The organism is Bacillus sp. ISL-78, from assembly GCF_018613455.1.
GTDB classification, from domain to species: domain Bacteria; phylum Bacillota; class Bacilli; order Bacillales; family DSM-1321; genus Peribacillus; species Peribacillus frigoritolerans.
In genome coordinates this window covers 72,103-96,470 of sequence record NZ_JAGGQC010000009.1, presented here as the reverse complement: position 1 = coordinate 96,470, position 24,368 = coordinate 72,103, and the positions used below count along the sequence as shown (strand labels likewise).

The 24,368-nt window shown below is 36.0% G+C and carries 22 protein-coding genes and 1 pseudogene; 22 read left to right on the top strand and 1 reads right to left on the bottom strand.

Annotated features, from left to right (window positions below):
• Positions 1-21 precede the first annotated feature (21 nt).
• The 8 genes and pseudogenes from J7I96_RS12370 to speD all read left to right on the top strand — a co-directional run bounded on the left by J7I96_RS12370 (position 22) and on the right by speD (position 7,655).
• Complete coding sequence (locus J7I96_RS12370; RefSeq protein ID WP_214768362.1) at positions 22-489, top strand: flavodoxin; 468 nt, start codon at positions 22-24, stop codon at positions 487-489.
• Positions 490-518: 29 nt separating this feature from the next.
• A complete protein-coding gene (locus J7I96_RS12365; RefSeq protein ID WP_214923031.1) occupies positions 519-1,292 on the top strand; it encodes a hypothetical protein in 774 nt (257 codons plus the stop codon).
• 566 nt (positions 1,293-1,858) lie between these two features.
• Positions 1,859-3,022 (top strand): annotated as a pseudogene (locus J7I96_RS12360) (acyl-CoA dehydrogenase family protein).
• A gap of 206 nt (positions 3,023-3,228) precedes the next feature.
• Complete coding sequence (locus J7I96_RS12355) at positions 3,229-4,383, top strand: betaine/proline/choline family ABC transporter ATP-binding protein (protein ID WP_214768360.1); 1,155 nt, start codon at positions 3,229-3,231, stop codon at positions 4,381-4,383.
• A gap of 12 nt (positions 4,384-4,395) precedes the next feature.
• On the top strand, positions 4,396-5,049 hold the full coding sequence (locus J7I96_RS12350) for an ABC transporter permease (protein ID WP_214768359.1): 654 nt from the start codon (positions 4,396-4,398) through the stop codon (positions 5,047-5,049).
• Positions 5,050-5,060: 11 nt separating this feature from the next.
• Positions 5,061-5,978, top strand: coding sequence for an osmoprotectant ABC transporter substrate-binding protein (locus J7I96_RS12345; protein ID WP_214768358.1), 918 nt, complete (start codon positions 5,061-5,063; stop codon positions 5,976-5,978).
• A gap of 17 nt (positions 5,979-5,995) precedes the next feature.
• The gene (locus tag J7I96_RS12340) at positions 5,996-6,658 is read left to right on the top strand and encodes an ABC transporter permease (RefSeq protein WP_214768357.1); all 663 of its coding nucleotides are present in this window, start codon (positions 5,996-5,998) and stop codon (positions 6,656-6,658) included.
• Positions 6,659-6,818: 160 nt separating this feature from the next.
• Positions 6,819-7,655, top strand: a complete 837-nt coding sequence (speD, locus tag J7I96_RS12335) for an adenosylmethionine decarboxylase (protein ID WP_214768356.1) — start codon at positions 6,819-6,821, stop codon at positions 7,653-7,655.
• Between the two features lie 26 nt (positions 7,656-7,681).
• Here the strand turns inward: speD and J7I96_RS12330 are convergent, their stop codons facing one another.
• Positions 7,682-8,707, bottom strand: a complete 1,026-nt coding sequence (locus tag J7I96_RS12330) for a YeiH family protein (RefSeq protein WP_251025088.1) — start codon at positions 8,705-8,707, stop codon at positions 7,682-7,684.
• A gap of 134 nt (positions 8,708-8,841) precedes the next feature.
• Between J7I96_RS12330 and J7I96_RS12325 the strand changes: the two genes are divergently transcribed.
• The 14 genes from J7I96_RS12325 (at position 8,842) to J7I96_RS12260 (ending at position 24,363) form a co-directional block, all read left to right on the top strand.
• Positions 8,842-9,735, top strand: coding sequence for a selenium metabolism-associated LysR family transcriptional regulator (locus J7I96_RS12325; RefSeq protein WP_214923030.1), 894 nt, complete (start codon positions 8,842-8,844; stop codon positions 9,733-9,735).
• Positions 9,736-9,973: 238 nt separating this feature from the next.
• Positions 9,974-10,879, top strand: a complete 906-nt coding sequence (locus tag J7I96_RS12320; RefSeq protein WP_214768354.1) for a hypothetical protein — start codon at positions 9,974-9,976, stop codon at positions 10,877-10,879.
• Positions 10,880-11,424: 545 nt separating this feature from the next.
• Positions 11,425-13,356: an asparagine synthase-related protein gene (locus J7I96_RS12315; RefSeq protein ID WP_214768353.1), complete on the top strand. Its 1,932-nt coding sequence runs from the start codon at positions 11,425-11,427 to the stop codon at positions 13,354-13,356.
• 4 nt (positions 13,357-13,360) lie between these two features.
• A complete protein-coding gene (locus J7I96_RS12310; protein ID WP_133346496.1) occupies positions 13,361-13,486 on the top strand; it encodes a paeninodin family lasso peptide in 126 nt (41 codons plus the stop codon).
• Between the two features lie 87 nt (positions 13,487-13,573).
• On the top strand, positions 13,574-14,509 hold the full coding sequence (locus J7I96_RS12305; RefSeq protein WP_214768352.1) for an aldolase: 936 nt from the start codon (positions 13,574-13,576) through the stop codon (positions 14,507-14,509).
• Positions 14,506-14,805 (top strand): lasso peptide biosynthesis PqqD family chaperone, encoded by a 300-nt coding sequence (locus J7I96_RS12300; protein ID WP_214768351.1) that lies wholly within the window; start codon positions 14,506-14,508, stop codon positions 14,803-14,805. Before J7I96_RS12305 ends, J7I96_RS12300 begins: the two co-directional genes overlap by 4 nt.
• Before the next feature lie 33 nt (positions 14,806-14,838).
• Positions 14,839-15,294: a lasso peptide biosynthesis B2 protein gene (locus J7I96_RS12295; protein ID WP_214768350.1), complete on the top strand. Its 456-nt coding sequence runs from the start codon at positions 14,839-14,841 to the stop codon at positions 15,292-15,294.
• Between the two features lie 14 nt (positions 15,295-15,308).
• Positions 15,309-16,490, top strand: a complete 1,182-nt coding sequence (locus J7I96_RS12290) for a nucleotidyltransferase domain-containing protein (protein ID WP_214768349.1) — start codon at positions 15,309-15,311, stop codon at positions 16,488-16,490.
• Position 16,491: 1 nt separating this feature from the next.
• Positions 16,492-18,279: an ABC transporter ATP-binding protein gene (locus J7I96_RS12285; RefSeq protein WP_214768348.1), complete on the top strand. Its 1,788-nt coding sequence runs from the start codon at positions 16,492-16,494 to the stop codon at positions 18,277-18,279.
• Positions 18,280-18,460: 181 nt separating this feature from the next.
• Complete coding sequence (locus tag J7I96_RS12280) at positions 18,461-19,210, top strand: YveK family protein (RefSeq protein ID WP_214768347.1); 750 nt, start codon at positions 18,461-18,463, stop codon at positions 19,208-19,210.
• A 16-nt stretch (positions 19,211-19,226) separates the two neighbouring features.
• Positions 19,227-19,925: a CpsD/CapB family tyrosine-protein kinase gene (locus tag J7I96_RS12275; RefSeq protein WP_311315188.1), complete on the top strand. Its 699-nt coding sequence runs from the start codon at positions 19,227-19,229 to the stop codon at positions 19,923-19,925.
• Positions 19,926-20,215: 290 nt separating this feature from the next.
• The gene (locus J7I96_RS12270; RefSeq protein WP_214768345.1) at positions 20,216-22,042 is read left to right on the top strand and encodes a polysaccharide biosynthesis protein; all 1,827 of its coding nucleotides are present in this window, start codon (positions 20,216-20,218) and stop codon (positions 22,040-22,042) included.
• Positions 22,043-22,111: 69 nt separating this feature from the next.
• Positions 22,112-23,269 carry a glycosyltransferase family 4 protein gene (locus J7I96_RS12265; RefSeq protein WP_214923029.1) on the top strand — a complete coding sequence of 386 codons (1,158 nt, stop codon included), beginning with the start codon at positions 22,112-22,114 and terminating at the stop codon, positions 23,267-23,269.
• Positions 23,254-24,363 carry a glycosyltransferase family 1 protein gene (locus J7I96_RS12260; protein ID WP_214768343.1) on the top strand — a complete coding sequence of 370 codons (1,110 nt, stop codon included), beginning with the start codon at positions 23,254-23,256 and terminating at the stop codon, positions 24,361-24,363. Before J7I96_RS12265 ends, J7I96_RS12260 begins: the two co-directional genes overlap by 16 nt.
• Positions 24,364-24,368 lie beyond the last annotated feature (5 nt).

Genomic DNA, 24,368 nt, shown 5'->3' with positions numbered 1-24,368 from the left:
TAGTTGGAAGGGGGACTTATCATGTCTAAAATCATTATAATTTTTGCCAGTATGAGTGGAAATACAGAAGAAATGGCGAATGCCATTGCAGAAGGAATCACTGAAATCAGTGATGTGAGCATCGAAAAGATAGATATTATGGATGGTCCTGAAGCTTCCATGCTTGAAGATTACGATGGGATCATATTAGGAGTTTATACGTGGGGTGACGGAGAGTTACCCGATGATTTATTAGACTTTTATGAGGATATGGATCATATTGATCTAACTGGAAAGAAGGCTGCGGCGTTTGGTTCCTGCGATTCATCTTACCCACAATATGGTGCAGCTGTAGATATTTTGACAGAAAAATTAAGGGAACAAGGTGCTGTTATCGTCCTGGAAGGGTTAAAAGTGGAATTAACCCCAGATGATGAGGATATCAAAAACTGCCAAAATTTCGGAAGGGAATTTATTAAGAATAGTATTGTCACTCAATATAGAATTTGAAATTTTATGAGGAGAGAGAGGAGAAGGGAATGATCGGTAGGAAACATCGGATTTCCATTGCTACTTTAACTGATTATCATTTACAGGATTTTATAAGATGTCCTAATAAATTTTACTATTTTCATATAGAAGGAAAAATCACCACTCAATCGGATTGGAGGAAGATGGTTCAATTTGTGGTTAATCAAGTTGTAAGTCGATATTATAAACTTCCTCCAGAAAGTCAGACGACTAAGAAGGTTTTGGAGTTCATAGATGATCATTGGAGTGCCATTGAAGTACGTCAGTTCGAGTCGAAGATCCATTATTATAAGGCTCTTGCTAATATTACAGACCATTTACTTCAATGTTTAACTACTAAAAGAATTGAAAATCCACCTTTGTTTTTATATGAAAAATTCAACATGAATATGGATGAGTTGGGGACCGAACTTTCCTTAACATTTGAAGTGGCAGAATGGTCAGGCAACTCATTCATCATAAAGAAGTATTTAGTTGATACAGATGAAGAAATGAATCGTTTATTTAATAATATGATTTCGGTATTTTGTGAAAAGGCATTTGGTCAATTACCGGAAAGAATAGAGATATACTCGCTTATGGATGGTAAAAAAGAAACATTTATACCAACCAAGAAGGATGTTTCTGGTGGATTGGAATACCTCAACATGATCAAGAATCTTTTACAAGAACCCAAAAAGTATTTGAAAACGGATTCCTTAGCAGTTTGCAAAAGCTGTTCTTACCAAAAAAGATGTTATGAAGGAATTAATATAAATCAAGAAAGATTTAACAGTCAATAATCGCATTTAAAAAACCTGAAATTATTGTCTATATCACTAGGAATTACCGTATATTAAAGAGAAAAGAAACGTTCCTGGATGTTGCCTAATTAACTGAATCAGAGAAATATCCTTCCAAAAAGGTTTTGGAGGGCTATTGGGCATGGCCAAAAATAGTAGATTTAAGGGAAATGAATCTTTTATAGAAGGATTTGACATGCTATTTGCTGGTATATTTCACTAACGAAGGCTGATAAATAACCATTGTATTAAGCAAAAAAAGAATGAGATATGAGCATAAAAAGAAGAATTGTCTATTTATTACATTTTATATTCCAAAAATAACCTCGCCAGAATATAAGTTAAAAACCAAATTCAAGCGGTTAAGTCATAATCAAATCATTTAAAATGGAAAAAAATATATTTTCAAAAGGGAATTCAATACTTTTGTTGAACATGAATATTGTGGAACATTTTAACCGCATGAAATTGTAACCGTTTACATCGGGGCATTGAACATATCTTACTTGGTTCATGGTAGTAATTATCAGTAAAAAAAGAATGGAGGTAAACCCATGGTTAGCACGATGGCAATTAATAAGGATGATTCCCGTTCCTTTCTAACGGAAGAACACCTATTATTTAAAAAATCAATTCGTGAATTTCTCGCCAAGGAGGCTGTCCCCTTTTATGATCATTGGGAAAAAGAGGGGGAAATACCTTACTCATTTTGGGAAAAGGCAGGAGATAATGGATTTTTATGTCCGTGGATTGAAGTGGAATTCGGTGGAATAGGAGCAGATTTTGGATATTCGGTTGTGCTGGCAGAGGAATTGGAGAGGGTGGGTTCAGCCTTGGGAGGAGTATTCATTCATTCAGATGTTGTAGCCCCTTATATTGCTTCCTTCGGAACAATAGATCAAAAACAAAAATATTTACCAAAGTTCATTACAGGGGAAATGATTTCTGCCTTTGCATGGACAGAGCCGGAAATGGGATCGGAATTAGCTGATATTCAAACCACAGCCATCAAGAAAGATGGGTATTATCTTCTCAATGGAGCCAAAACGTACGTTACAAATGGCTTTAAAGCTGACTTCATGATAGTAGCATGCAAAACTGATCTAAATGTTGTTCCTCCAAAGGACGGAATCAGTCTACTGCTCATTGATAAAGATACACCAGGGTTATCACGGGGAAGAAAGCTTTGTAAATCAGAACAGGGAAGCTCAGGCACAGCAGAACTATTTTTCGATGATGCTTCAGTTCCAGTTGGCAACCTCCTTGGGGAGGAAAGGAAGGGCCTTTCATATATCATGCAAAAACTGCAGCAGGAAAGACTAATGAGTGCGATCAGGTCTTTAATGGCAGCGAAAGAGATGCTTCACTTAACGATGAATTTTATAAAAAGACAAAAAGCATTTGGGAAGAAAAGAAGTGCATAAAAAAATGCACAGTTTACCGTCGCAGAAATAGCGACAGATATTCATCTGGGAAGAACGTTCATTGATGAGTTGATCTGTAAACATATGGATGGGGAGAATATCATAACTGAAGTATCGATGGCTAAACAATGGATAACGGAGATGTCTCAGAGAATATCTAATAAGTGTATGCAGTTGCATGATCGTTACGGAAGTATGGGTGACGATAAAATTGCCCGGCGTCATCGGGACATTTCTTTGCCAACATTCTTTACAGGGACAGATGAAACTATAAAAACCCTGATTGCTAAAAATATAGGATTTTAATCTTTAATACTATAAATCTATCCAACTGCCTCAATTAAAACTGGGCAGTTTTTTTATACCATTCTTTCAATATAATTACAATGAACTAGTTATTTATAAAAAAAGGTTTATACAGCTTGCCTTATGGGTAGAAGAGACTGTGCATATGAAAAATTAATATTTTTGTAAAATTTGTAATTGTTATGCGAATGATGGAGGTGCTTTTTATGTTAAAAATTGAAAATGTATCGAAAATCTATAAGGGAGGAAAGAAAGCAGTAAAAAATATATCTTTGGATATTAAAAAAGGGGAGTTCATTTGCTTCATTGGTCCGAGTGGGTGTGGTAAGACCACGACAATGAAAATGATTAACCGTCTTATCGAGCCATCTGAAGGCAACATACTTATTAATGGTGAAAATATCATGGATAAAGACCCAGTTGAGCTAAGAAGACAGATCGGCTACGTTATCCAGCAAATCGGACTTTTCCCTCACATGACCATTCTTGAAAATATCACCCTCGTTCCAAAACTTCTTAAATGGAATGAACAGAAGAAAAAAGAACGGGCACTGGAATTGCTTAAGCTTGTCGATATGGGACCCGAATACCTGGAAAGGTACCCTTACGAATTAAGCGGCGGACAGCAGCAAAGGATAGGCGTTCTCAGAGCACTTGCTTCCAATCCTCCACTCATTTTAATGGATGAACCTTTTGGCGCATTAGATCCAATCACCCGCGATGCCCTTCAGGAGGAATTTAAAAATTTGCAGCGCACACTTGATAAAACAATCGTTTTTGTTACGCATGATATGGATGAAGCCATTAAGCTAGCCGACAGGATCGTCATCTTAAAGGCTGGTGAAATCGTCCAAGTGGGAACACCGGATGAAATCCTCAGATACCCAGCAAATGAGTTTGTTGAAGAATTCATCGGCAAAGATCGTTTGCTTCAAACAAGACCCAATGTTGAGTTGGTTGAACAAATCATGAGTCGAAACCCAATTTCCATTACTGAGGAAAAATCCCTTACCGATGCTATTACGATAATGCGCGAGAAAAGGGTCGATTCATTACTTGTGGTCGATGAGCAAAATGTTTTGAAAGGGTTCGTAGATGTTGAAACGATCAGTGAATATCGAAAAAAAGCTAAATTAATCAGTGAAGTCATCAATACTGAAGTCTATTCAGTGAAACAGGATACTTTAATCCGCGATTCCGTTCAAAAGATTTTAAAACGAGGTTTCAAATACGTGCCTGTAGTTGACCAAAATAAACATTTGGTCGGAATTGTCACTAGGGCTACATTGGTCGACATTGTATATGACAGCATTTGGGGAGAGGACGAAAATCAAGTGGCAGAAGTAGTAGAAATGTTTTAGGAGGTGTAATAGATGGAAACAATGCTCGAATTTTTACAAACGAACTGGCAAGAATTAATCTTTAAAGCATGGGAGCACTTATATATTTCCATGATCGCTGTTTTCCTTGGAATAATAGTCGCTGTTCCACTAGGGATAATGTTGACGCGAATGAAAAGGAGCGCATCGATTATAATCGGAATTGCGAACATTATGCAGACACTGCCAAGCTTAGCGGTCCTCGCCTTTTTCATTCCTCTCCTTGGCGTTGGGAAAACACCCGCGATCATTGCGTTATTTTTTTATTCCGTTTTACCCATACTCAGGAATACATATACAGGTATTAAAGGCGTAAATGAAAATCTGCTGGAATCCGGACGCGGCATCGGGATGACAAGCTGGGAAAGGATTCGTCTGGTAGAATTCCCGCTTGCACTTTCCGTCATTATGGCAGGTATCCGTACGGCTTCCGTCTATTTAATTGGATGGGCTACCCTAGCTTCCTTTATTGGAGGCGGGGGCTTGGGAGATTACATTTTTATCGGTTTGAATTTATACCAAACAGAATATATCATCGCTGGTGCAGTTCCGGTAATCATCATGGCTATCCTGGTTGATTATGTATTCTCGATCATAGAGCGAAAAGTCGTACCAAAAGGCTTGAAAGGCATGAAGGAAGTTGCTTGAGGAGGATTACCATGAATAAAAAAATAAGAAATACAATTTTAATGGCTCTTATCGTTTGTGTATTAATGATCACCGGCTGTTCTTTGCCTGGTCTAGGGTCATCTTCTGAGACTACTGTAAAGATCGGTGCCCAAAGCATGACCGAATCCGAAATCCTGGCGAACATGATCGCTCAACTCCTTGAAAGGAATACGGAACTTGATACGAAAATCATCAAAAATCTAGGTTCGAATTTCGTTCAGCAAAAAGCGATGGAGACCGGTGATATAGATATAGCAGCTACTCGATATACAGGGACGGATTTAACGAGTGTACTGGGACAGGAAATCGAAAAGGACCCAGTAAAGGCGATGGAAATTGTTCAAAGGGAATTCAAGGAACAATATGGGTTCAAATTTTTTGATTCTTATGGATTCGATAACACATATGCCTTTACGATTTCTAATGAATTGGCTGAGCAAAAAGGGTATCAGAAAATATCGGATTTGGAAAAGGATGCAGGTAATTTAAGGTTAGGTGTGGATAGTGCTTGGTTAAAAAGAAAAGGGGATGGTTATAAAGGGTTCGTCGATACATATGGATTGGAATTTGGAGAAACTTATCCGATGCAGATTGGCTTAGTATACGATGCAGTCAAAAATGGTCAGATGGATATTGTCCTTGCATATTCCTCAGATGGACGGATTAAGGTTAATGATTTGAAGCTCTTAGAAGATGATAAACAATATTTCCCTCCATATGACTGTTCACCGGTCGTTACTGAAGAATTATTGGAACGGTATCCTGAAATTGAAGAGGAACTTAACAAGTTAATTGGCGAGATCACTACTGAAACCATGCAGGAATTGAATTATGAAGTGGATGGAAACTTGAAGGAGCCATCGGTCGTAGCATCGGAATTCCTTAAAGCACATAAATATTTTGAATAATTGGGAGGTGCAAACTAATGGAAACCTTGCAACAGTTGGGAACTTATTATTCCCAGAATTGGATGTATGTTCTTACTGAATTTTATCGCCATTTTTTAATGTCTGCTTATGGAGTGTTATTTGCAGCAATTGTAGCCATCCCGATAGGCATTTTCATCGCGAAACATCAGAAATTGAGTAATTGGGTATTTTCGATAACGAATGTCATACAAACCACACCAGCATTGGCTATGCTTGCACTCCTGATGCTAGTGATGGGGCTGGGGACAAATACGGTAATCTTATCGTTGTTTTTGTATTCATTGCTGCCAATCCTGAGAAACACGTATGTCGGGATTACAAGTATAGATCATGCTTATTTAGAATCTGGCAAGGCAATGGGAATGACAAAGCTCCAGTTACTAAGAATGGTCGAACTTCCATTATCTCTATCTGTCATCATGGCTGGCTTACGTACAGCTCTTGTCGTTGCAATTGGTGTAACTGCTGTCGGTACATTCGTAGGGGCAGGCGGCCTGGGGGATATCATTGTCAGGGGAACGAATGCGTCAAATGGAACGGCAATCATACTTGCAGGAGCAATTCCGACGGCATTGATGGCCATTCTCTCGGATCTTTTACTCGGATGGCTGGAACGGATACTTTCACCTATAAAGAAGAAAAAAGTTCATACTGCCTAGAACTAATAGGAAAATAAAAAAGCCGTTGCATGTTATTGCAATGGCTTTTTTTAACTTACCGATTAGAAGTCAGAAGCTTAGACTGGCAGATTTAGTTTTTTATTTCACGAAAAGGGTAACTATAAGGGTAGTCCTAAAAAAAGTATAAGGGGAATCATTCATGAAACTTACACCTGAGCAGCGTATTGAACTTCATGGCTTTAATAATCTTACGAAATCTTTAAGCTTTAATATGTATGATATTTGTTACACAAAAACCAGGGAAGAGAGGGAGTCCTACCTGGATTATATCGATGAACAATATAATGCAGAGCGGCTTTCGAAGATCCTGCACAATGTTGCGGATTTAATAGGGGCGCATGTTTTAAATACGGCCAAACAGGATTATGTCCCTCAAGGCGCCAGTGTAACCATTCTTGTTTCAGAAGGACCTGTCGTCGAAGTACCAATGGGGACTTATGAGGAATCACCAGGGCCTTTACCTGATAATGTGGTCATGCAACTGGATAAAAGCCATATTACCGTACATACATACCCAGAATACCATCCAAATGAAGGCATTAGCACATTCAGGGCCGATATCGATGTCTCTACATGTGGAGAAATATCACCCCTTAAAGCCCTTAATTATCTCATTCATTCCTTCGATACGGATATTATCACGATCGATTACCGAGTAAGAGGATTTACGAGAGATAAAGATGGGCGAAAATTGTTCATTGACCATGATATAAATTCCATTCAAAACTATATTCCTGATGAAGTAAAAGGTTTATATGACATGATCGATGTAAATGTATACCAGGAAAATATATTCCATACGAAATGTAAGCTGAAAAGGTTCGATATTAATAATTACTTATTCGGTTATACAGAGGAAAAGCTGAATAAAGAGGAAAGGCTAGAAATTATAGAAAGGCTTCAAACGGAAATGGATGAAATTTTTTATGGTGCCAATGTTCCACATCCAATAGAAAAAAACAAGCATGCCGATTAAGGGATGCTTGTTTTTTATTGAAAAAGTTAATTTAAATGGAAAGCCTGAACCAATATATAGCCGAGGCAACTCAATAATATAGAGCCAACAAGTCCAGCAATAAAAGGCTTACCGCCATATTTCCTAAAAGTTACAAGGTCAATATTCAATCCTAATCCCGCCATCGCCATGGCCATGAGGATATAAGAAAGCATAACAAGCTTTTCGGCAAAAGGTTCAGGAACTGCACCTGAAGAATAAATGGCACTCATCAATAAAAATCCAAAAATGAACCACGGTATCTGAATGGATTTCCAGGAAAATTTCTTTTTGGTAACCGTTGATCGTTCTTTCCAATTGATGATGAATCCAATTAAAATGGCAACGGGTATGAGCAGGGCCACCCTAGTCAATTTGACCACCACTGCCAAGTCGACAGCCTCATTCCCCCCCGGTGCCGCAGCAGCGATGACGTGAGCAATTTCATGGAGTGTCGCACCCGAAAAAATACCATATCCTTGATTTGATAACTCCAATAATGGATATAGGACCGTATATCCGAAGGTGAAGGTTGTACCTAATACAGCAACCGTCGCTACAGCTATTGCTGTATCTTTTTCTTTTGCTTTTATTTGGGAGGAAATTGCTAGTATGGCAGCAGCTCCGCAAATTCCCGTTCCGCAAGCTGTCAATATCCCAAGTTTTTTCTCAACTTTAAATAGGCGGGTCAATCCATAAACTACTAATATACCAAATGCAAGACTAATGGCAGCCACTGCAAATGTTTTCGGACCGGCATTAATAATATCCTTTAGGTTCAAACGCATCCCCAATAAGATAATGCCCACTCTCAAAAGGACTTTACTTGAATAATTTGTCCCTGCAACGGTGTAAGCCGGGACACCGATTAGCGATTTCCAAACAACACCAATCAGAATTGCAATGACTAACTGTCCGATTATATGAAGGAATGGAAGCTCTGCTAAGTATTTTGCTGCAATGGCAATTAGCAAAGTCAATGCTATTCCTTTTGTAAATCCGAGTTTTTTAGCTTCAATTTTTATTTGTTCCAGTGTGATCACTCCATCTATGTTGATGCTTTTAACTTTAAAACTAAATTAAAAATAAGTGAAATATATTTTTGCTATTTCAATGATTACTTATACTTATGATAAAATGAAACGCATAGTAAAATAGGGAGGTAACAATGGATCCGTTAAAAGTATTCGTAACTGTAATCGAACAGAAAAATTTTTCAAGAGCAGGGGATATCCTGAACCTGTCGCAGCCAGGAGTCAGTCTTCACATAAGGAATCTGGAAAATGAGTTAGGAACGAAATTAATTTATCGTTCCCCCAAACAAGTTCAAATAACAGAGCCGGGAAAAATTTTGTATAGACATGCAAAGCAAATGCTTAATCATTATGAGACCGCAAAAAGAGAAATAAATGAATTTAATAACGTGGTTAGCGGAACGATGAAAATAGGTGCAAGCTTCACGATAGGGGAATATTACCTTCCAAAAGTATTAGCAGAATTTACCACTAAATATCCGATGGTGGATATACAAATCATCATCTCTAATTCAAATGATGTCACCCAAAGAATCCGTTCGAATAAGCTTGATATAGGCTTGATTGAAGGGGAAACGGATTATAAAGATATAGATGTCAGGCCCTTCATGAATGACGAGATGATTGTGGTCGTTCCCCCGGATCATCCACTTTCACAGATGGATCTCATCGAAGGCAACATGCTCCAAAACCAAATATGGGTACTTAGGGAGCAAGGATCGGGGACCCGTACATATTCCGATAAACTTCTGAGCAGTCTGGAGTTAAACATAAAGAAAACCTTTATTTTCACCAGTATCCAAGGAGTGAAAGAAGCGGTGATGGCTGGACTCGGCATTGCCTTATTATCCCGATTGACAGTACAAAAAGAATTGAAGTCCAATGAATTGAAAACTTTCCATTTGAAAAATGAGCCCCTAATAAGACCTTTTTCGATCGTGAAAAAGTTGGACTTCGAAGCATCAAAAGCGATGGAGTTGTTTCTAAGGAAGGTCGAAGAATTTGCGATAAAGGGCCGTCCTAAATAAAAACCCTAAACATTTGCTCATCCTTTCATTTTCAATGATGGGGTGGGCATTTTTAACGACGAATTATCATTAATTTTAATGAAAACGTCGAAAGTAATTTGGAATATGTCAATGATTAAACGAATTTTACGAATTTTAACATAATTGCAAACATATAAATTAAATAGGTAGTCTCCAGGAAATTTTAAGTTCCTGTAGACTTTTCCTGATATTAATAATCTTAAAAGGAGCAACCACATTGGCTACAGAAGAGCAGAAAGATAAACGGATTTCTGTTTTCGACAGAATTATAGGATTCATGCCAAAATTTTATGTGATTGGGACAATTTTAATTTTTGTTTATACACTGGTTGCGATGGCTCGTTTAGGTATCCAAACTTTGAAAAATCCAGAGGAAACCATTGTACCTGCCCCCCCTGTTTCCCAGGGTTTTGAACATACATTGATATCGTTAATCATCGAACCGATCGTAACGTCTGAATTTTATCAAATCATCTTTAACACGTTATTCCTTTACCTAGTTTGGATATTGCTTTTCCTATTAGCCCCGATAGCTTTTTACCGTTTAAAACATTTTAAATTTTTTAATATTGAAATTGAAATTGAAAAACAAGATGCAGCCGTTTATGAAGTATTCAGCATGAGCAGTTCAAAAATGAAATTTGCAGCGTATTTAACTTCCGAGGAATTTCAATTGGAGATATCAGAGGAAATTGCCAACAGCAAGGACTTTAGAACACCCTTAATCTATACATTGGACTGTGCCGTGGATTTTTATTCCGATCAATTAGGTCTTTCCTTTACCTATGATATCTATACCCTGAACCAGTTCAAAAAAGCAAAGCTGCCTAAATCAATCAAAGCGATGCTTGATAAATCCATTCAAACCGGCGAACCGTGCATTACAAATAAAAGCAATAGCGATAGTGAATATTACAAGAATTTTCTTATTCATTATTTCGAAAACATGGACGGTAAATTCGTCACTGTCTTAAATAGTTATCAAACTGAATTCGATACATTCGATAAATCACTGCTAAAAATCCTGCAAAACGTCATATACGATTACTATTTACAATATAACTATATTTACGAAGCAAGTGAGAAGTTGGAAAAGAATGAAACCATTTCCCCTAATAATTAAAAAAACCACCCTACAAGTGGTTATTTTTTTTGGAAAGGTGATTGTTAATTATATTTTGGACAATTACATTATTACCAATGAGCTCCGACGATTTATTTACATGCTGTTCCCGAAAATCCATGTTCTTTATTTTCTTAGACTTTTTCCCATTTTTAAAATTATTAAAGGCATTTAAAAAAGCTATCTGAATCACTCCCCTTATAGATTAGTATATTCATATTTTGGATAAAATTTCATGAAAAACCCCTTTTTAGTAAAAAATATTATGTGGTTTCCTTTATGATGTTCCGCGTTCAATATAGTATTAAAAGATGATTTCAAAAAAATAAAATAAATGTCAATAAAAAATGAAAATCAAAATATTCATAAAATATATTTGTTGTATATTGACAGTTGATTGAAGAAGGTGGTAGTTTATACATAAGGCGTTCTTTATAAAGAACGAGTTTTAAAAAGGTACAAGAATTAAGGTTTGAGAAGTCCTTTTTTACGTATATATTTTGCGATTTATTTTATCATGGACATTCACCGCCAGGAGGAAAAAAATGAGCGCAATCGCTGGCCTCTATCATTTAAACCAAGAACCGATCAATCTCCATCATGGGGATATATTAATGAAATCATTATATAAATTTCCCGCCGACAGCATTCAAATATGGAATGATGAGCGAATCATATTTGGCTGCCATAATCAATGGATTACCCCTGAATCGGTGAGTGAAACTCTGCCATTTTTTGATTATGCCAGACAGCTTGCCATTACCGCCGACGCAATCATTGATAATCGGGAAGAATTATTTGAACGATTACAGGTTAAGAATTCTGACCGACTTAATATAACGGATAGCCAATTGATTCTGCTTGCTTATTATAAGTGGGAAGAGGAAACACCAAAGTATTTAGTTGGTGAATTTGCTTTCATGATTTGGGATCAAAAACAACGCAAATTGTTCGGAGCTCGTGACTTTTCAGGAAGTCGCACTCTTTATTATTTTAAAAACCAAGATAAATTAGCATTTTGTACAACAATTGAACCGTTGCTTAATTTGCCATATATTGAAAAGAGATTGAATGAGGATTGGTTATCGGAGTTTTTGGCCATTCCCATTAATGTTGAATCAGTAGATACCTCATCAACCGTTTATCAGAACATTAAACAAATACCACCATCACATTCAATAACGGTCATTGATGGAAGTGTAACTTTTTCCAGATACTCTTTTATAAAAATACAAGAAAAACTGAAGCTAAATACGAATGAAGAATATGAAGAAGCTTTCCGCGAAGTTTTCGATAAAGTAGTGAGATCCAAATTAAGGACTACATACAATATTGGCTCACATTTAAGTGGGGGGTTAGACTCAGGATCCGTCGTTAGCTTTGCAGCCAGGGCTTTAGATGAGCAAAAAAAACAGTTATATACATACAGCTATGTACCAGTTGAGGATTTTGTCGATTGGACTCCTAAAAGTAGAGTTGCTGATGAGAGACCTTTCATTTCTTCTACTGTTGAGTACGTAGGAAATATTAAGGATAACTATTTGGATTTTAAAGATAAGAGCCCTTTATCCGAGGTGGATGATTGGCTTGAGGTGCTAGAAATGCCTTATAAATATTATGAAAATAGTTTTTGGTTAAAAGGCATTTATGAAAAAGCCGCACAAGAAAATATCAGAGTGCTACTAAATGGTCAAAGAGGTAATTGGACCATATCATGGGGACATGCTTTAGACTATCAAGCTAGTTTATTAAAGCAGTTTAAACTAATTCACTTTTACAAAGAATTACATTCATTCAGTGAAAATTATGGTGTGAACAAATCAAGAGTCATGACAGCGATAAGAAAAAAAGCCTTCCCATCATTATCATCAGCGGAAGAACCTTATCCAATGTTAATAAACCCCGACTTTGCAAAAAGAACGAAAGTATTCACCAAATTAGAAGAACATAACATTGATGTTAAAGGTACCATTAAAACAAATGTTTTTACTATGAAAAGAACTCAATTTGAACAATTATACTATTGGAGTATAAATGGGAATATTTCCACCAAGCTATCCTTAAGACATTCTATAGCTGAACGTGATCCAACTAACGATTTGCGTATCATCCAATTTTGTAATTCAGTCCCAGAATCACAATATGTATTAAATGGTCAGGATCGCTCCTTAATAAGAAGGGCCACTAAGGACTATCTGCCTGATAATGTTAGGCTTAATAATAAAACGCGCGGAATACAAGGATCAGATGGAATTCATAGAATGGCATCATTATGGAGTTCTTTTATAGATGAAATGCATAGTCTTAGTAAAGATGAAGTCATGTCTGAATTTTTAAATATGGAGGAAGTTAGAAAAGCACTTAATAGCGTCGAACAAACACCTCTTCCAGAAAAAGTGTTTGATGATGATTTCAGAATTTTAATGCGAACCTTAATCGTTTCACGATTTATAAAAAAACATTTTGAGGGGAGGTGAAACAATGAAAAAAGAATGGGAAAAACCAAAATTAGAAATACTTAATGTTAATTTAACAATGGCTGGACCAGGAAGGAGACTTCCTGATGCAATTCAACCAGATCCGGATGATCCGGTAAAATTCAGTTAAGTTTCATTTAAAAGGTTATGCCCTTACACCGTGTAAGTGTAAGGGTTTCTTTTGAAAACAGTGATGATATGTTTGGAGTGAAGAAAAATGCTAAGCACGGAAAATACATATACGTATACCACATTTGGATTAATTGCAGAAAGTGTACTTCCTCTACCTGAGTTAGAGAAAATGACAGATATTGAAAAGGAAGCCGATATAACGATTAAAAAGAAAGATTTATCAAATGTTTGGTCAAAAATAAATCCTTTAATTCGTACTAGTTTTTTCGTTGAAGGAAATCGCGTAATGTTCGAAGTGCCTGGATTAGCTGTTTTTTCAATAGAAAATGGGAAAACCATTACATTTTCAACTTACGGCAGTGATAAAGATGATAGGATTCGGCTTTATATTTTAGGGAGCTGTTTAGGAATTCTGTTGATGCAAAGAAAGGTATTGCCACTTCATGGAAGTGCAATAGCCATCGAAGGAAAAGCATACGCTTTTATTGGTGAATCAGGAGCTGGCAAGTCTACTCTGGCATCCTCTTTCGTTAATAAGGGGTATAAACTTTTAAGTGATGATGTAGTGGCTATAACACTAACGGAGGAATACCAGCCGTGGGTTATCCCCTCATACCCTCAACAAAAATTATGGCAGGAAAGTTTAAACGCTTTTGGAATGAATTCTACTGATTACCAACCATTATTCGATAGAACGACAAAATTTTCGATACCAGTGCAAACTGACTTCTATAACAAACCTTTGCCACTTGGAGGGATATTCGAATTAGTTGGGGCAGATATAGTGTCCATAGATCTACAACCTATTGAAAAGCTTCATCGATTTCAAGTAATGCACTTGCATACCTATAGACGATCTCTAATTGAAAGAATGAATATGATGGATTGGCATTTCAAGATTTGTGCAAAGTGTATGAATGCTGTGCCGATATATCGATTAAGACGTCCAAACTCAACATTCACAGCCCACGAAATTTTAACGAGAATTCTAAGTGTTATTAAAGGAGAGAAAAATATATGATTAACGCATCAGTTCTATCAAAAAATAATGTAATTACTCAAAATCAGGGGAATATTGTTAGTGATATGGATGGGGAATTGGTCATGCTCAGCATTGAAAAAGGGAATTATTATAATCTGGGAGTTCTAGGTGGGGAAATTTGGAGTTTAATTGAGAAACCTATTAAAATTAGTGACTTACTAGATAAATTGATTTCACAGTATGACGTCAGTCAACAAGAATGCGAAGAAGAAGTGTTATCTTTTTTAAGTGATTTATATAATGAGGGGTTAATTATCTTACCAGCTGAATTATAAGCATTTATATTCCAGTTTATATAGGGGCAAAAGATGAATCTTTACAAAAAAATTATCACGTTCATATCATTAAATAGAAGCATGAAGTGGTTATTGTTTGAAGCGTTATTTTTTTTAGCAGTAGGCCGTATTTTTAAATTGTTTCCATTTATTAAGAGTGCCCGATTACTGGGAAATCACATGGAAGAAACCAGCTATTCTGTAAAATATTTAGATAAAGAAGTAATAAAGAATATTTCAGAGGCCATACATATCATGAGCTACTATACATTCTGGGAGAGCCAATGTTTAGTTAAGGCGGTAGCTGGAATGAAAATGCTTGAAAGAAGAGGAATGGAAAGTACAGTTTATTTTGGCACGGCAAGAGATGAAAATGGTGATTTGATTGCTCATGCTTGGTTGCGGAGTGGTCCGTATTATGTAACGGGCGCAGAAGAAATGGGTAAATTCATTGTTGTCGGGAAATTCGCTAAAACAAAAAAAGCTTAAAAAGAGGGAATTAAATGAATGACAAAACCAATTTCGATTCATCAAGCATATCTAATGAATTAAAGTTTTTATTGGATTGTCTGAAAAGTGAAACAAACAAGCAGGTTCCATTTAATGTAGAACAAAACCTTGATTGGAATTTGTTCTTGAAACTGGCCAGGCATCATAGGGTTTACCCACTTATTTATAAAAAACTAAAATACGCAAATTATATTCCTGCACCTATAATTCAATCGATGTACTACGATTATCAAAAAAATACCTTTAAAATGTTAAAGCTAAGTGGAGAAATCGAAAGGATTTCCCGAGTTGTTTTTGAAAATGAAATTTCGACGCTATTTTTAAAAGGACCTATATTGGCAGCTGATTTATATGGAGGTATATCTCAAAGGACTTCAAGTGATGTTGATATTTTGGTTAACATCGATGATCTAAAGAAGATCGAGTCCCTTTTAATTCAAATGGGATATGTAAAAGATGAATATATACAAACCGTATTAAATGATTGGAAGTGGCGCCATCATCATTTTGTCTATTTTCATACCGAGAAAGAGATTAAACTTGAAATTCATTGGCGTTTAAACCCAGGTCCAGCCAAGGAACCAACTTTTAATGAGTTATGGCTACGAAAGAGGGTTAGCTCACTAACTACTTCATATCCGATATATTGTTTAGGTAATGAGGATCTCTTTTTATTTCTAGCTTCACATGGGGCGCGTCATGGATGGTCACGCCTTCGCTGGTTAGTGGATATCGACCGACTTTGCCAAAAAAAATTGGATTGGGATAAAATAATTAGCCTGCTAAAAAAATATCAATATATGCATGTTGCAGGTCAAACATTAGTCCTGACTTCCCAAATGTTAAATACACCGATAAACAAAGAAGTAAACGATCTTACACTAAAATACCGTTCCAATCGATTGGCACAAGAAGCACTATTTTATATTCAACGATTCATTAACCTTCATGATGAACCACTATCTGAAGAGATTGCTAGTTATCATAAAAAGCATCTATTTTCACTCATGTCATTTCAGAATAAACTGTTATTCGTACTCAGTTTTCTTCATCCTTATTTTGAGGATACAAAAACCTTGCCGTTGCCTCAAAAGTTCCATTTTTTATATTTTCCTTTGAGGCCTTTTTTATGGTTTTGGAGAAAAACGAGAATACGAAATGTCATAGGAGGATAAGATGAAACAGCTGTGGTTCTTTTTCAAAAGGCTATACACTTTCACAGGGAAAATACTATTTATCAATATGCTAGGAATGGTCATTGTTAGCTTAATGGACAGTGTAGGCATTCTTTTATTAGTACCCATGATAAGTGTAAGTGGAATTATAGATATAGATCTATCAAATAATCTTCCTTCCACGCTCTCTTGGATAGTCGAGATACCTAAAATGATAAGCTTATCCATTATCTTAGGTTTTTATATTGTTCTAGTGATTCTCCAGAACATTCTCCAACGAAATCTTACAATACGTGATGTGAGAATGCAGCAAGCATATATCAGTCATTTAAGGATTCAATTGTATCAGTCTTTATTACATGCCAACTGGGAGTTCTTTATTAAAACACGGAAATCGGATTTAATAAATATCATGACAAACGATTTAGCACGAGTTAATGCAGGAATTAATTTAATCTTACAATTATTAGCTTCTGTGATCTTTACACTCATTCAAATTGGTGTGGCGTTTTGGTTAGCTCCGAAAATTACAGTATTCGTTTTGGTTGCTGGTTTGGTCCTGGCACTATTTTCAAGGAAATTCATCCGAAAAGCTAAGTCATTAGGAAGTAGGACATCTCAATTAGCACTAAGATATTTAGCCAGCGTTACCGACCAGTTAAATGGAATTAAGGATATAAAAAGTTATCATTTAGAGAAATCACATGTAAATTGGATCAGTTCATTAACGAAAGAAATGAATGATGAGCAAGTTGAGTATATTAAATTAAACACAAAATCTCAATTATCATATAAAGTAGCATCTGCCTTATTAATCGCATCTTTCGTTTTTTTATCCATTACACTTTTTGCAGCTCAACAGGAAGAACTTTTACTCATTATCCTTATTTTTTCAAGGTTATGGCCTAGATTTACAGCCATACAAAGCAATATGGAAAATATATCTTCAACTTTACCAGCTTTCAAATCCATTATGAAAATAGAAGGTGAAGCAAAAGGCTACAAAGAGGCTTATAGTCTCGAGAATATCATGCCAATTGTCATCGAACAAAAACTGGAATGTCATGATCTTTTTTTTCGTTATAACAAAACTGAAACAGACTATACACTGCAAAATATCAATATAGCAATACCCGCTAATAGGTTGACCGCTATCGTCGGTCCATCCGGAGCAGGTAAAAGCACATTAATCGATCTAATGATGGGCCTCATGCTCCCTGATGTGGGAGAGATTATAGTTGATGGTAAAAAACTCTCTAGAAAAGATTTAATCGGTTTAAGGAAATCTATTAGTTATGTTTCCCAAGATCCATTTTTATTCAATGGAAGTATTAAGGAAAATTTGCTTTTAGTCGAACCGAAGGCCAGCGACCAACAAATATGGGAAGCGTTGGAATTTTCTGCGGCGGCTGATTTTGTGATTAAATTGCCTCAAAATATAGATACGGTAATTGGGGATAGAGGCATTAGGTTATCTGGGGGAGAAAGACAGAGACTAGTTCTTGCAAGGGCTATATTACGTAAACCATCGATTCTGGTTTTGGATGAAGCTACCAGTGCCCTTGATAACGACACTGAAGCCAAAATTCAAAAAGCTATCGAAACTTTACAAGGCCGCATGACCATCATTGTCATTGCACACCGTTTAAGCACCATAAGGAATGCCGATCAAGTCATCGTATTAGAGAAAGGGGAAATTTTACAGAACGGTGAATATAGTGAGTTGTCTAAAGAAAGAGGTTTATTTAAACAATTGCTAACAAGAGAAGTGGATACGATAAATTCATGAAATAATTTCTAAAATAAAAGTAGATAACTAGTTGACTCGTTCTTTATAAAGAACTAAAATAAGGATATATTCATAGGAAAATTAACACGTAATAAGAACAGTACAGTTTTAGCAGTTTTATATCGTTGATTAAGGCATTATTGTTCTTAATAAAGAAAAGTAAGTTGAAAAAGGTGGTTCAATGACAAATTATTCAAAAAGGAACTTTGAAAATCAACAACCTGCCAAAGAGATTAATTTAAAAGAACTGATCGGTATCATTAGTAGGCGTATATGGATCGTCATTATTGTCACACTCTTATTCATACTGGCAGGATATTTGAAAACTTTAACAACAACCCCTCTTTACCAGGCATCTACGAGAATAATTATTGAAGCCAATCAAGATAAAATGAAAACTCTTCAAGTCATAATAAAAGATACTACAGTTTTACAGAAAGTTATCGATGAAATGGAATTACCACTATCACCAGAAGCATTGGCAGGGGCAATAAACGTAACTAGTGTAGAGGAATCAGAAGTAGTCAGTATTAGCGTCACATCATCCAATCCTTATACAGCTGCCGAGATCGCCAATACGACGGCGAGAGTATTTAAAAATGAGGCTCCTAATATAGTGGACTTTAAAAAAATACGAAATTTATCCCCGGCCAAGGTAAACTTAGTGCCAATTAACGGAGACAATAATGGAACAATAATAAAGAGCGGAATTATAGGTTTATTTTTGGGTATCGGACTGACATTTTTATTGAATTCATTGGATTATACAATTCGTAAAGAGCAAGAAGTAGAGGATATCATAGGTTTTCCAGTTATAGGACATGTATCTAAAATGAATAAAAAGAATTCGAATGTCAGTAAAAACAATATTAAAAAAATTAAAGAAGTGCAACAAGCTAAACATTCAAAAGAAACAAGAGCAGAATTGTGAGGCGGTTAGAATGACGATGAATAAACAAAAAATCGGGGATAGACTAAAGAAAAGGAATCTTGTGGCTTTTTCAAGTCCGGATTCTTTAATCTCCGAACAATATAGAACGATTCGAACAAATATTAGGTTTTCCTCCGTATCGAAAAAACGGAATATCATCATGATAACCTCTCCATCATCTGGAGAAGGTAAATCAACCACTGCTGCAAATCTAGCTGTTTCAATGGCCCAAAATAAAGAAAAGGTTTTACTGATAGATGCTAATTTAAGGAATCCTGCAATTCACTCGATCTTTAAGATTCCAAATAAAGTAGGATTGACAAATATTTTATCTGATTCAAATTTCACATCTCTTGACAAGGCTGTATACAGGACGGGAATGGGTGATTTAGATGTTTTGACAAGTGGCCCTATACCCTTCAATCCAGGCGAAATAATTGGATTGCCAGTCATGCAGGACTTCCTTGTTAAGTGTGAAGAGCAATACGATATTGTTCTCATAGACTCCCCATCAATATTAGAGGTTACAGACACAAAAATTTTGGCCAATTATTGTAATGGGATCATTATGGTGTTCAATAACGGCAAAACGGAGTTAAAAAAAGCTTTAGCTACAAAAAGAATCCTTCAATTTGTTGAAGAAAAGATTGTAGGAGTCGTTTTAAACGATAATCCGGAAAATCTGTTTACCAATTTATTGAAGAAAATCCTATAAAGACGAAAAAAAATTTTATAGCAGTGTTCTTTATTACGAACGAAAATTAAATTAATAAAGTATTTGGTGATGTCTCCTTGCCATTATAAACGGAGGCACTCGATCATGCTGTGGGTTTAATAGACCTTAGACGCCAGTCGTCAAGAGTGTGGGGTGAGGGAGGGTTAAATGCCCTATAATTTTATTAAAGTGCTAATGAATGCTGTCTTAATAGGACAGCATTCATTAGCACTTTATCATTTAATTCCTTTTAACTGTAACAATAAATTGATCTACAAGGGGGGAAAGTATTGACATATCAACAAAGACTATCACTTTTTATATTAATCGATTCATGTATTGTCTTATCAGCTATTTTTTTAGGGCGATTTTTAGTAGATGCCAGTATTTATGTTTTTACTATTCCGATTGTGCTCAGCTCTGTTACGATTCTCCTCAGTCATCATATTTTTGCTATTACCTTTCATCTATATAAAAAAGCGTGGGAGTATGCGAGTATAGGTGAATTAGTCATTATATTCAAAACTGTTACGGCATCCATTTTTACTACATCAATAGTACAGGCACTTCTTTTTCAAGATGTATATTATCGGTTGTTGGCGGTAACTTGGTTACTTCACATGCTATTGATAGGCGGATCAAGATTTTGTTGGAGAATGTTTAGAGATCAATACTTAATCAAATATGAAAATAAGAAAAGAACATTAATAATAGGGGCAGGTTCAGCAGGTACGATGGTTGCCCGGCAATTATTAAAAAATAATGATGTAGATTTATTACCAGTAGCATTTATTGATGATAACGTACGAAAACATAATCTTGATATTTTAGGAATACCTGTAGTGGGAGGAGTGGGTGAAATTTCAAGAAACGTTGAAGCATTGAATATCGAACATATTATCATTGCCATTCCTTCATTGAATAAACAGGAAATGAATCGAATTTTCCTTGAATGTGCAAAAACAAATGCGAAGACACAAATCCTCCCAATGTTAGAAGATTTATTAACTGGAAAGCTTTCAGTCAATAAATTTAGAGATGTACAGGTTCAAGATCTTCTTGGACGTGAACCTGTAGAATTAGATATTGATGTAATTTCAGAGTATGTAACCGAAAAGGTAATTTTAGTCACTGGGGCAGGAGGTTCAATTGGATCAGAGATTTGCCGCCAAATTTCTAAATTTAATCCATCCAGGTTAATTTTACTCGGTCATGGTGAAAACAGTATTTATACGATAGAAATGGAGTTGAAAGAAACATATAAAAACAAAAATATCGAGTTTTTAACAGAAATTGCTGATCTTCAAGATCGAAAAAAAATGTTGTCCGTCATGGCAGAATATCAACCAGATGTCGTTTATCATGCAGCAGCACATAAACATGTACCATTGATGGAACGAAACCCAGAAGAAGCGGTCAAAAATAACTTAATAGGTACAAGGAATGTTGCCAATGCGGCTAGCTGGAGCGGAGTAAAAACTTTTGTGATGATATCCAGTGATAAGGCAGTTAACCCTACAAGTGTTATGGGCTCCACAAAAAGGCTAGCGGAAATGACGATTCAACAAATAAATAAAGAAAGCAAAACGAAGTTTGTAGCCGTTCGTTTTGGGAATGTGCTAGGGAGCAGAGGAAGTGTCATCCCGCTATTCACCAAACAAATTGAAAAAGGCGGGCCAGTCACAGTGACACATCCTGATATGATTCGTTATTTCATGACTATCCCTGAAGCTTCAAGACTTGTCATCCAAGCTGGGGCGTTAGCACAAGGCGGCGAGATTTTTGTACTAGATATGGGCCATCCAGTGAAGATTGTAGATTTGGCGAAAAACTTGATTAAACTCTCCGGTCATTCTGAAGATGATATATCAATAGAATTCACGGGAACAAGACCAGGTGAAAAACTATTTGAAGAACTGTTAAATCAAGATGAAATTCATGAAAAACAAATATATCCAAATATTTACATAGGGAAAACAGGGAATTTATATTCAAAGGAGATTGAAGATATTATAAACAGTTATCCTGATATGGATAAAGAATCACTAAGAAAAAAACTAGTAGATCTGGCGAATGAACGTGATACTGCACCTCTTCTTGTGCCCGTTTCCAACTAAACGATATTAAAATCCTATATATAAGTATCATGGAATAAAACGAGGAACAAGATATCGAAAGGATAGTGAATGATGGAGAAGAAAGTCCTATTTTGTGCAACAAAGGATTATCATTTTGAAGCGTTTCACTTGCCATATTTTAAATGGTTTAAAGAGCAAGGGTATAAGGTCCATACAGCAGCACATGGTGATTTGAATCTCCCATTTGTTGATAAAAAACACGTTATACCCATTCAGAGGTCTCCATTTAAAAAAGAAAACATTATGGCATACAAAGAATTAAAGTACATCATCGATAACAATAATTTTCAAATCATTCATTGTCATACGCCAATGGGGGGGGCTTTAGGCAGGCTTGCTGGTCGGAAAGCAAGAGAACGTGATACAAAAATGCTATATACGGCACACGGCTTCCATTTTTTCAAAGGCGTTCCTATCCTAAACTGGCTAGTCTACTATCCCATTGAAAAATTTTTAGCAAGAATGACAGATTGTTTGATAACGATCAATAATGAAGATTTTCAAATTGCCATACAAAGAAACTTCAGGGCAAAGGAGATTACTCATATCCTTGGTGTTGGAGTTGATACAAATCAATATCATCCTGTCTCCACAAATAAGAAAACTGAACTAAGGTTAGAAAGAGGGTATTGTGAAGAGGATTTCCTTATGTTTTATGCAGCCGAGTTCAATAAAAACAAAAACCAGCAACTATTGCTTCGGGCTTTTTCTTTGATAAAAGAAGAGGTTTCAAATGCTAGGTTACTATTGGCCGGAGATGGACCTTTATTAGACGAATGCAAGATTCTTGCGGAATCTTTAGGAATCAGAAATCAGGTTGATTTTCTTGGTTTTCGAAAAGATATTGATGAATTATTGAAAATCAGTGATCTCGCTGTAGCATCAAGCTTGAGAGAGGGACTTCCAGTAAATATCATGGAAGCGATGGCTTGTGGACTGCCAATAATAGCTAATGAAAATAGAGGGCATAGGGAGTTGGTCTTCAATGGTCAAAATGGGTGGTTAATTGCAAGGAATGATGAAAAATCATTTGCTGAAAAGATCATAAAAATTGCTGGAAATAGGGGAATGAGAAAAATGCTGGGTGAAAGTAGCCATAAAATGGTGGAAAGAAAATATAGTGCAAAAAAAATCCTGGAAGCTAAAAGCGAACTTTATAAATCATACATGGAAGATACGGAGGAAAGAGTATGGGGAATCCACTAAGGATCCTGCATGTTGTCGTTAATATGAATAGGGGCGGAGCGGAAACCTTGATCATGAACTTGTATCGCAATATGGACCGCTCGAAAATACAATTTGATTTTCTTACATCCAAAGAAGGCGTATTTGATGATGAAATCGTAAAACTGGGCGGTAAGATTCATAGAATTCCTTATATTTCTGATGTAGGTCACTTTGCTTATAAAAAACAGTTAGATCGATTCTTTAGCAAAAATCATTCCTATAAGGTCGTTCATGCCCATATGGATAAAATGAGCGGAATCGTTCTTCAATCAGCTAAAAAAGCAGGAATTCCAAAAAGAATTTCACATAGTCATAACACCCAAAGTGAAGGCAGCTTGTCTTCCAGGATTTACAAATGGTATGCAGGGACATTAATCCTGCCCAATGCTACAAATTTATTAGCTTGTTCTAGACAGGCAGCACAGTGGTTATTTAAAGATAAGACAAATACTGCGAATATTTTAAAAAACGGCATTGAATACCAATTATTTTCTTTCTCACCCGAGACAAGATGTAAAGTGAGAAAAGAATTAAATATCGAAAGTGATGCATGTGTTTTAGGACACGTTGGAAGATTTGCTCAACAAAAAAATCATTCTTTTTTGATTGATATCTTTGCAAATTTTATTAGAGAAATGGAAAATTCCTACTTGATTTTAGTCGGAGATGGGCCATTAAAACCAGAAATATTAGCAAAGGTTAAAGCACATAATTTAGAAGATAAAGTTAAATTCCTTGGGGTTCGGAGTGATATAAATCGAGTCCTACAAGCTTTCGATGTTTTTGTCTTTCCTTCTTTACATGAAGGATTGCCGGTTTCACTTATCGAAGCTCAGGCAGCTGGACTGCCTTGCTTAATCTCGGACCAAATTTCCAAAGAGGTAGATTTGGGAATCAATCTGATCCGATTTTTACCTATATATGATTGCAAAATATGGATTTCCCATTTAATGAAATTAACCTCCACGAAAATGAAAAGAAGTATTCAACCGGATTCATTATCCAAACAGGGGTATTCGATAAATGAAACAGCCAATGAACTAAAAGATTTTTATCTATCAATGTCAGGGTGAATCAT

Excerpts from the sequence above, each read along its gene's own strand:
- J7I96_RS12370 (WP_214768362.1), top strand. The coding sequence starts at position 22 with ATGTCTAAAATCATTATAATTTTTGCCAGTATGAGTGGAAATACAGAA.
- J7I96_RS12365 (WP_214923031.1), top strand. The coding sequence starts at position 519 with ATGATCGGTAGGAAACATCGGATTTCCATTGCTACTTTAACTGATTAT.
- J7I96_RS12355 (WP_214768360.1), top strand. The coding sequence starts at position 3,229 with ATGTTAAAAATTGAAAATGTATCGAAAATCTATAAGGGAGGAAAGAAA.
- J7I96_RS12350 (WP_214768359.1), top strand. The coding sequence starts at position 4,396 with ATGGAAACAATGCTCGAATTTTTACAAACGAACTGGCAAGAATTAATC.
- J7I96_RS12345 (WP_214768358.1), top strand. The coding sequence starts at position 5,061 with ATGAATAAAAAAATAAGAAATACAATTTTAATGGCTCTTATCGTTTGT.
- J7I96_RS12340 (WP_214768357.1), top strand. The coding sequence starts at position 5,996 with ATGGAAACCTTGCAACAGTTGGGAACTTATTATTCCCAGAATTGGATG.
- speD (WP_214768356.1), top strand. The coding sequence starts at position 6,819 with ATGAAACTTACACCTGAGCAGCGTATTGAACTTCATGGCTTTAATAAT.
- J7I96_RS12325 (WP_214923030.1), top strand. The coding sequence starts at position 8,842 with ATGGATCCGTTAAAAGTATTCGTAACTGTAATCGAACAGAAAAATTTT.
- J7I96_RS12315 (WP_214768353.1), top strand. The coding sequence starts at position 11,425 with ATGAGCGCAATCGCTGGCCTCTATCATTTAAACCAAGAACCGATCAAT.
- J7I96_RS12310 (WP_133346496.1), top strand. The coding sequence starts at position 13,361 with ATGAAAAAAGAATGGGAAAAACCAAAATTAGAAATACTTAATGTTAAT.
- J7I96_RS12305 (WP_214768352.1), top strand. The coding sequence starts at position 13,574 with ATGCTAAGCACGGAAAATACATATACGTATACCACATTTGGATTAATT.
- J7I96_RS12300 (WP_214768351.1), top strand. The coding sequence starts at position 14,506 with ATGATTAACGCATCAGTTCTATCAAAAAATAATGTAATTACTCAAAAT.
- J7I96_RS12295 (WP_214768350.1), top strand. The coding sequence starts at position 14,839 with ATGAATCTTTACAAAAAAATTATCACGTTCATATCATTAAATAGAAGC.
- J7I96_RS12290 (WP_214768349.1), top strand. The coding sequence starts at position 15,309 with ATGAATGACAAAACCAATTTCGATTCATCAAGCATATCTAATGAATTA.
- J7I96_RS12285 (WP_214768348.1), top strand. The coding sequence starts at position 16,492 with ATGAAACAGCTGTGGTTCTTTTTCAAAAGGCTATACACTTTCACAGGG.
- J7I96_RS12280 (WP_214768347.1), top strand. The coding sequence starts at position 18,461 with ATGACAAATTATTCAAAAAGGAACTTTGAAAATCAACAACCTGCCAAA.
- J7I96_RS12275 (WP_311315188.1), top strand. The coding sequence starts at position 19,227 with ATGAATAAACAAAAAATCGGGGATAGACTAAAGAAAAGGAATCTTGTG.
- J7I96_RS12265 (WP_214923029.1), top strand. The coding sequence starts at position 22,112 with ATGATGGAGAAGAAAGTCCTATTTTGTGCAACAAAGGATTATCATTTT.
- J7I96_RS12260 (WP_214768343.1), top strand. The coding sequence starts at position 23,254 with ATGGGGAATCCACTAAGGATCCTGCATGTTGTCGTTAATATGAATAGG.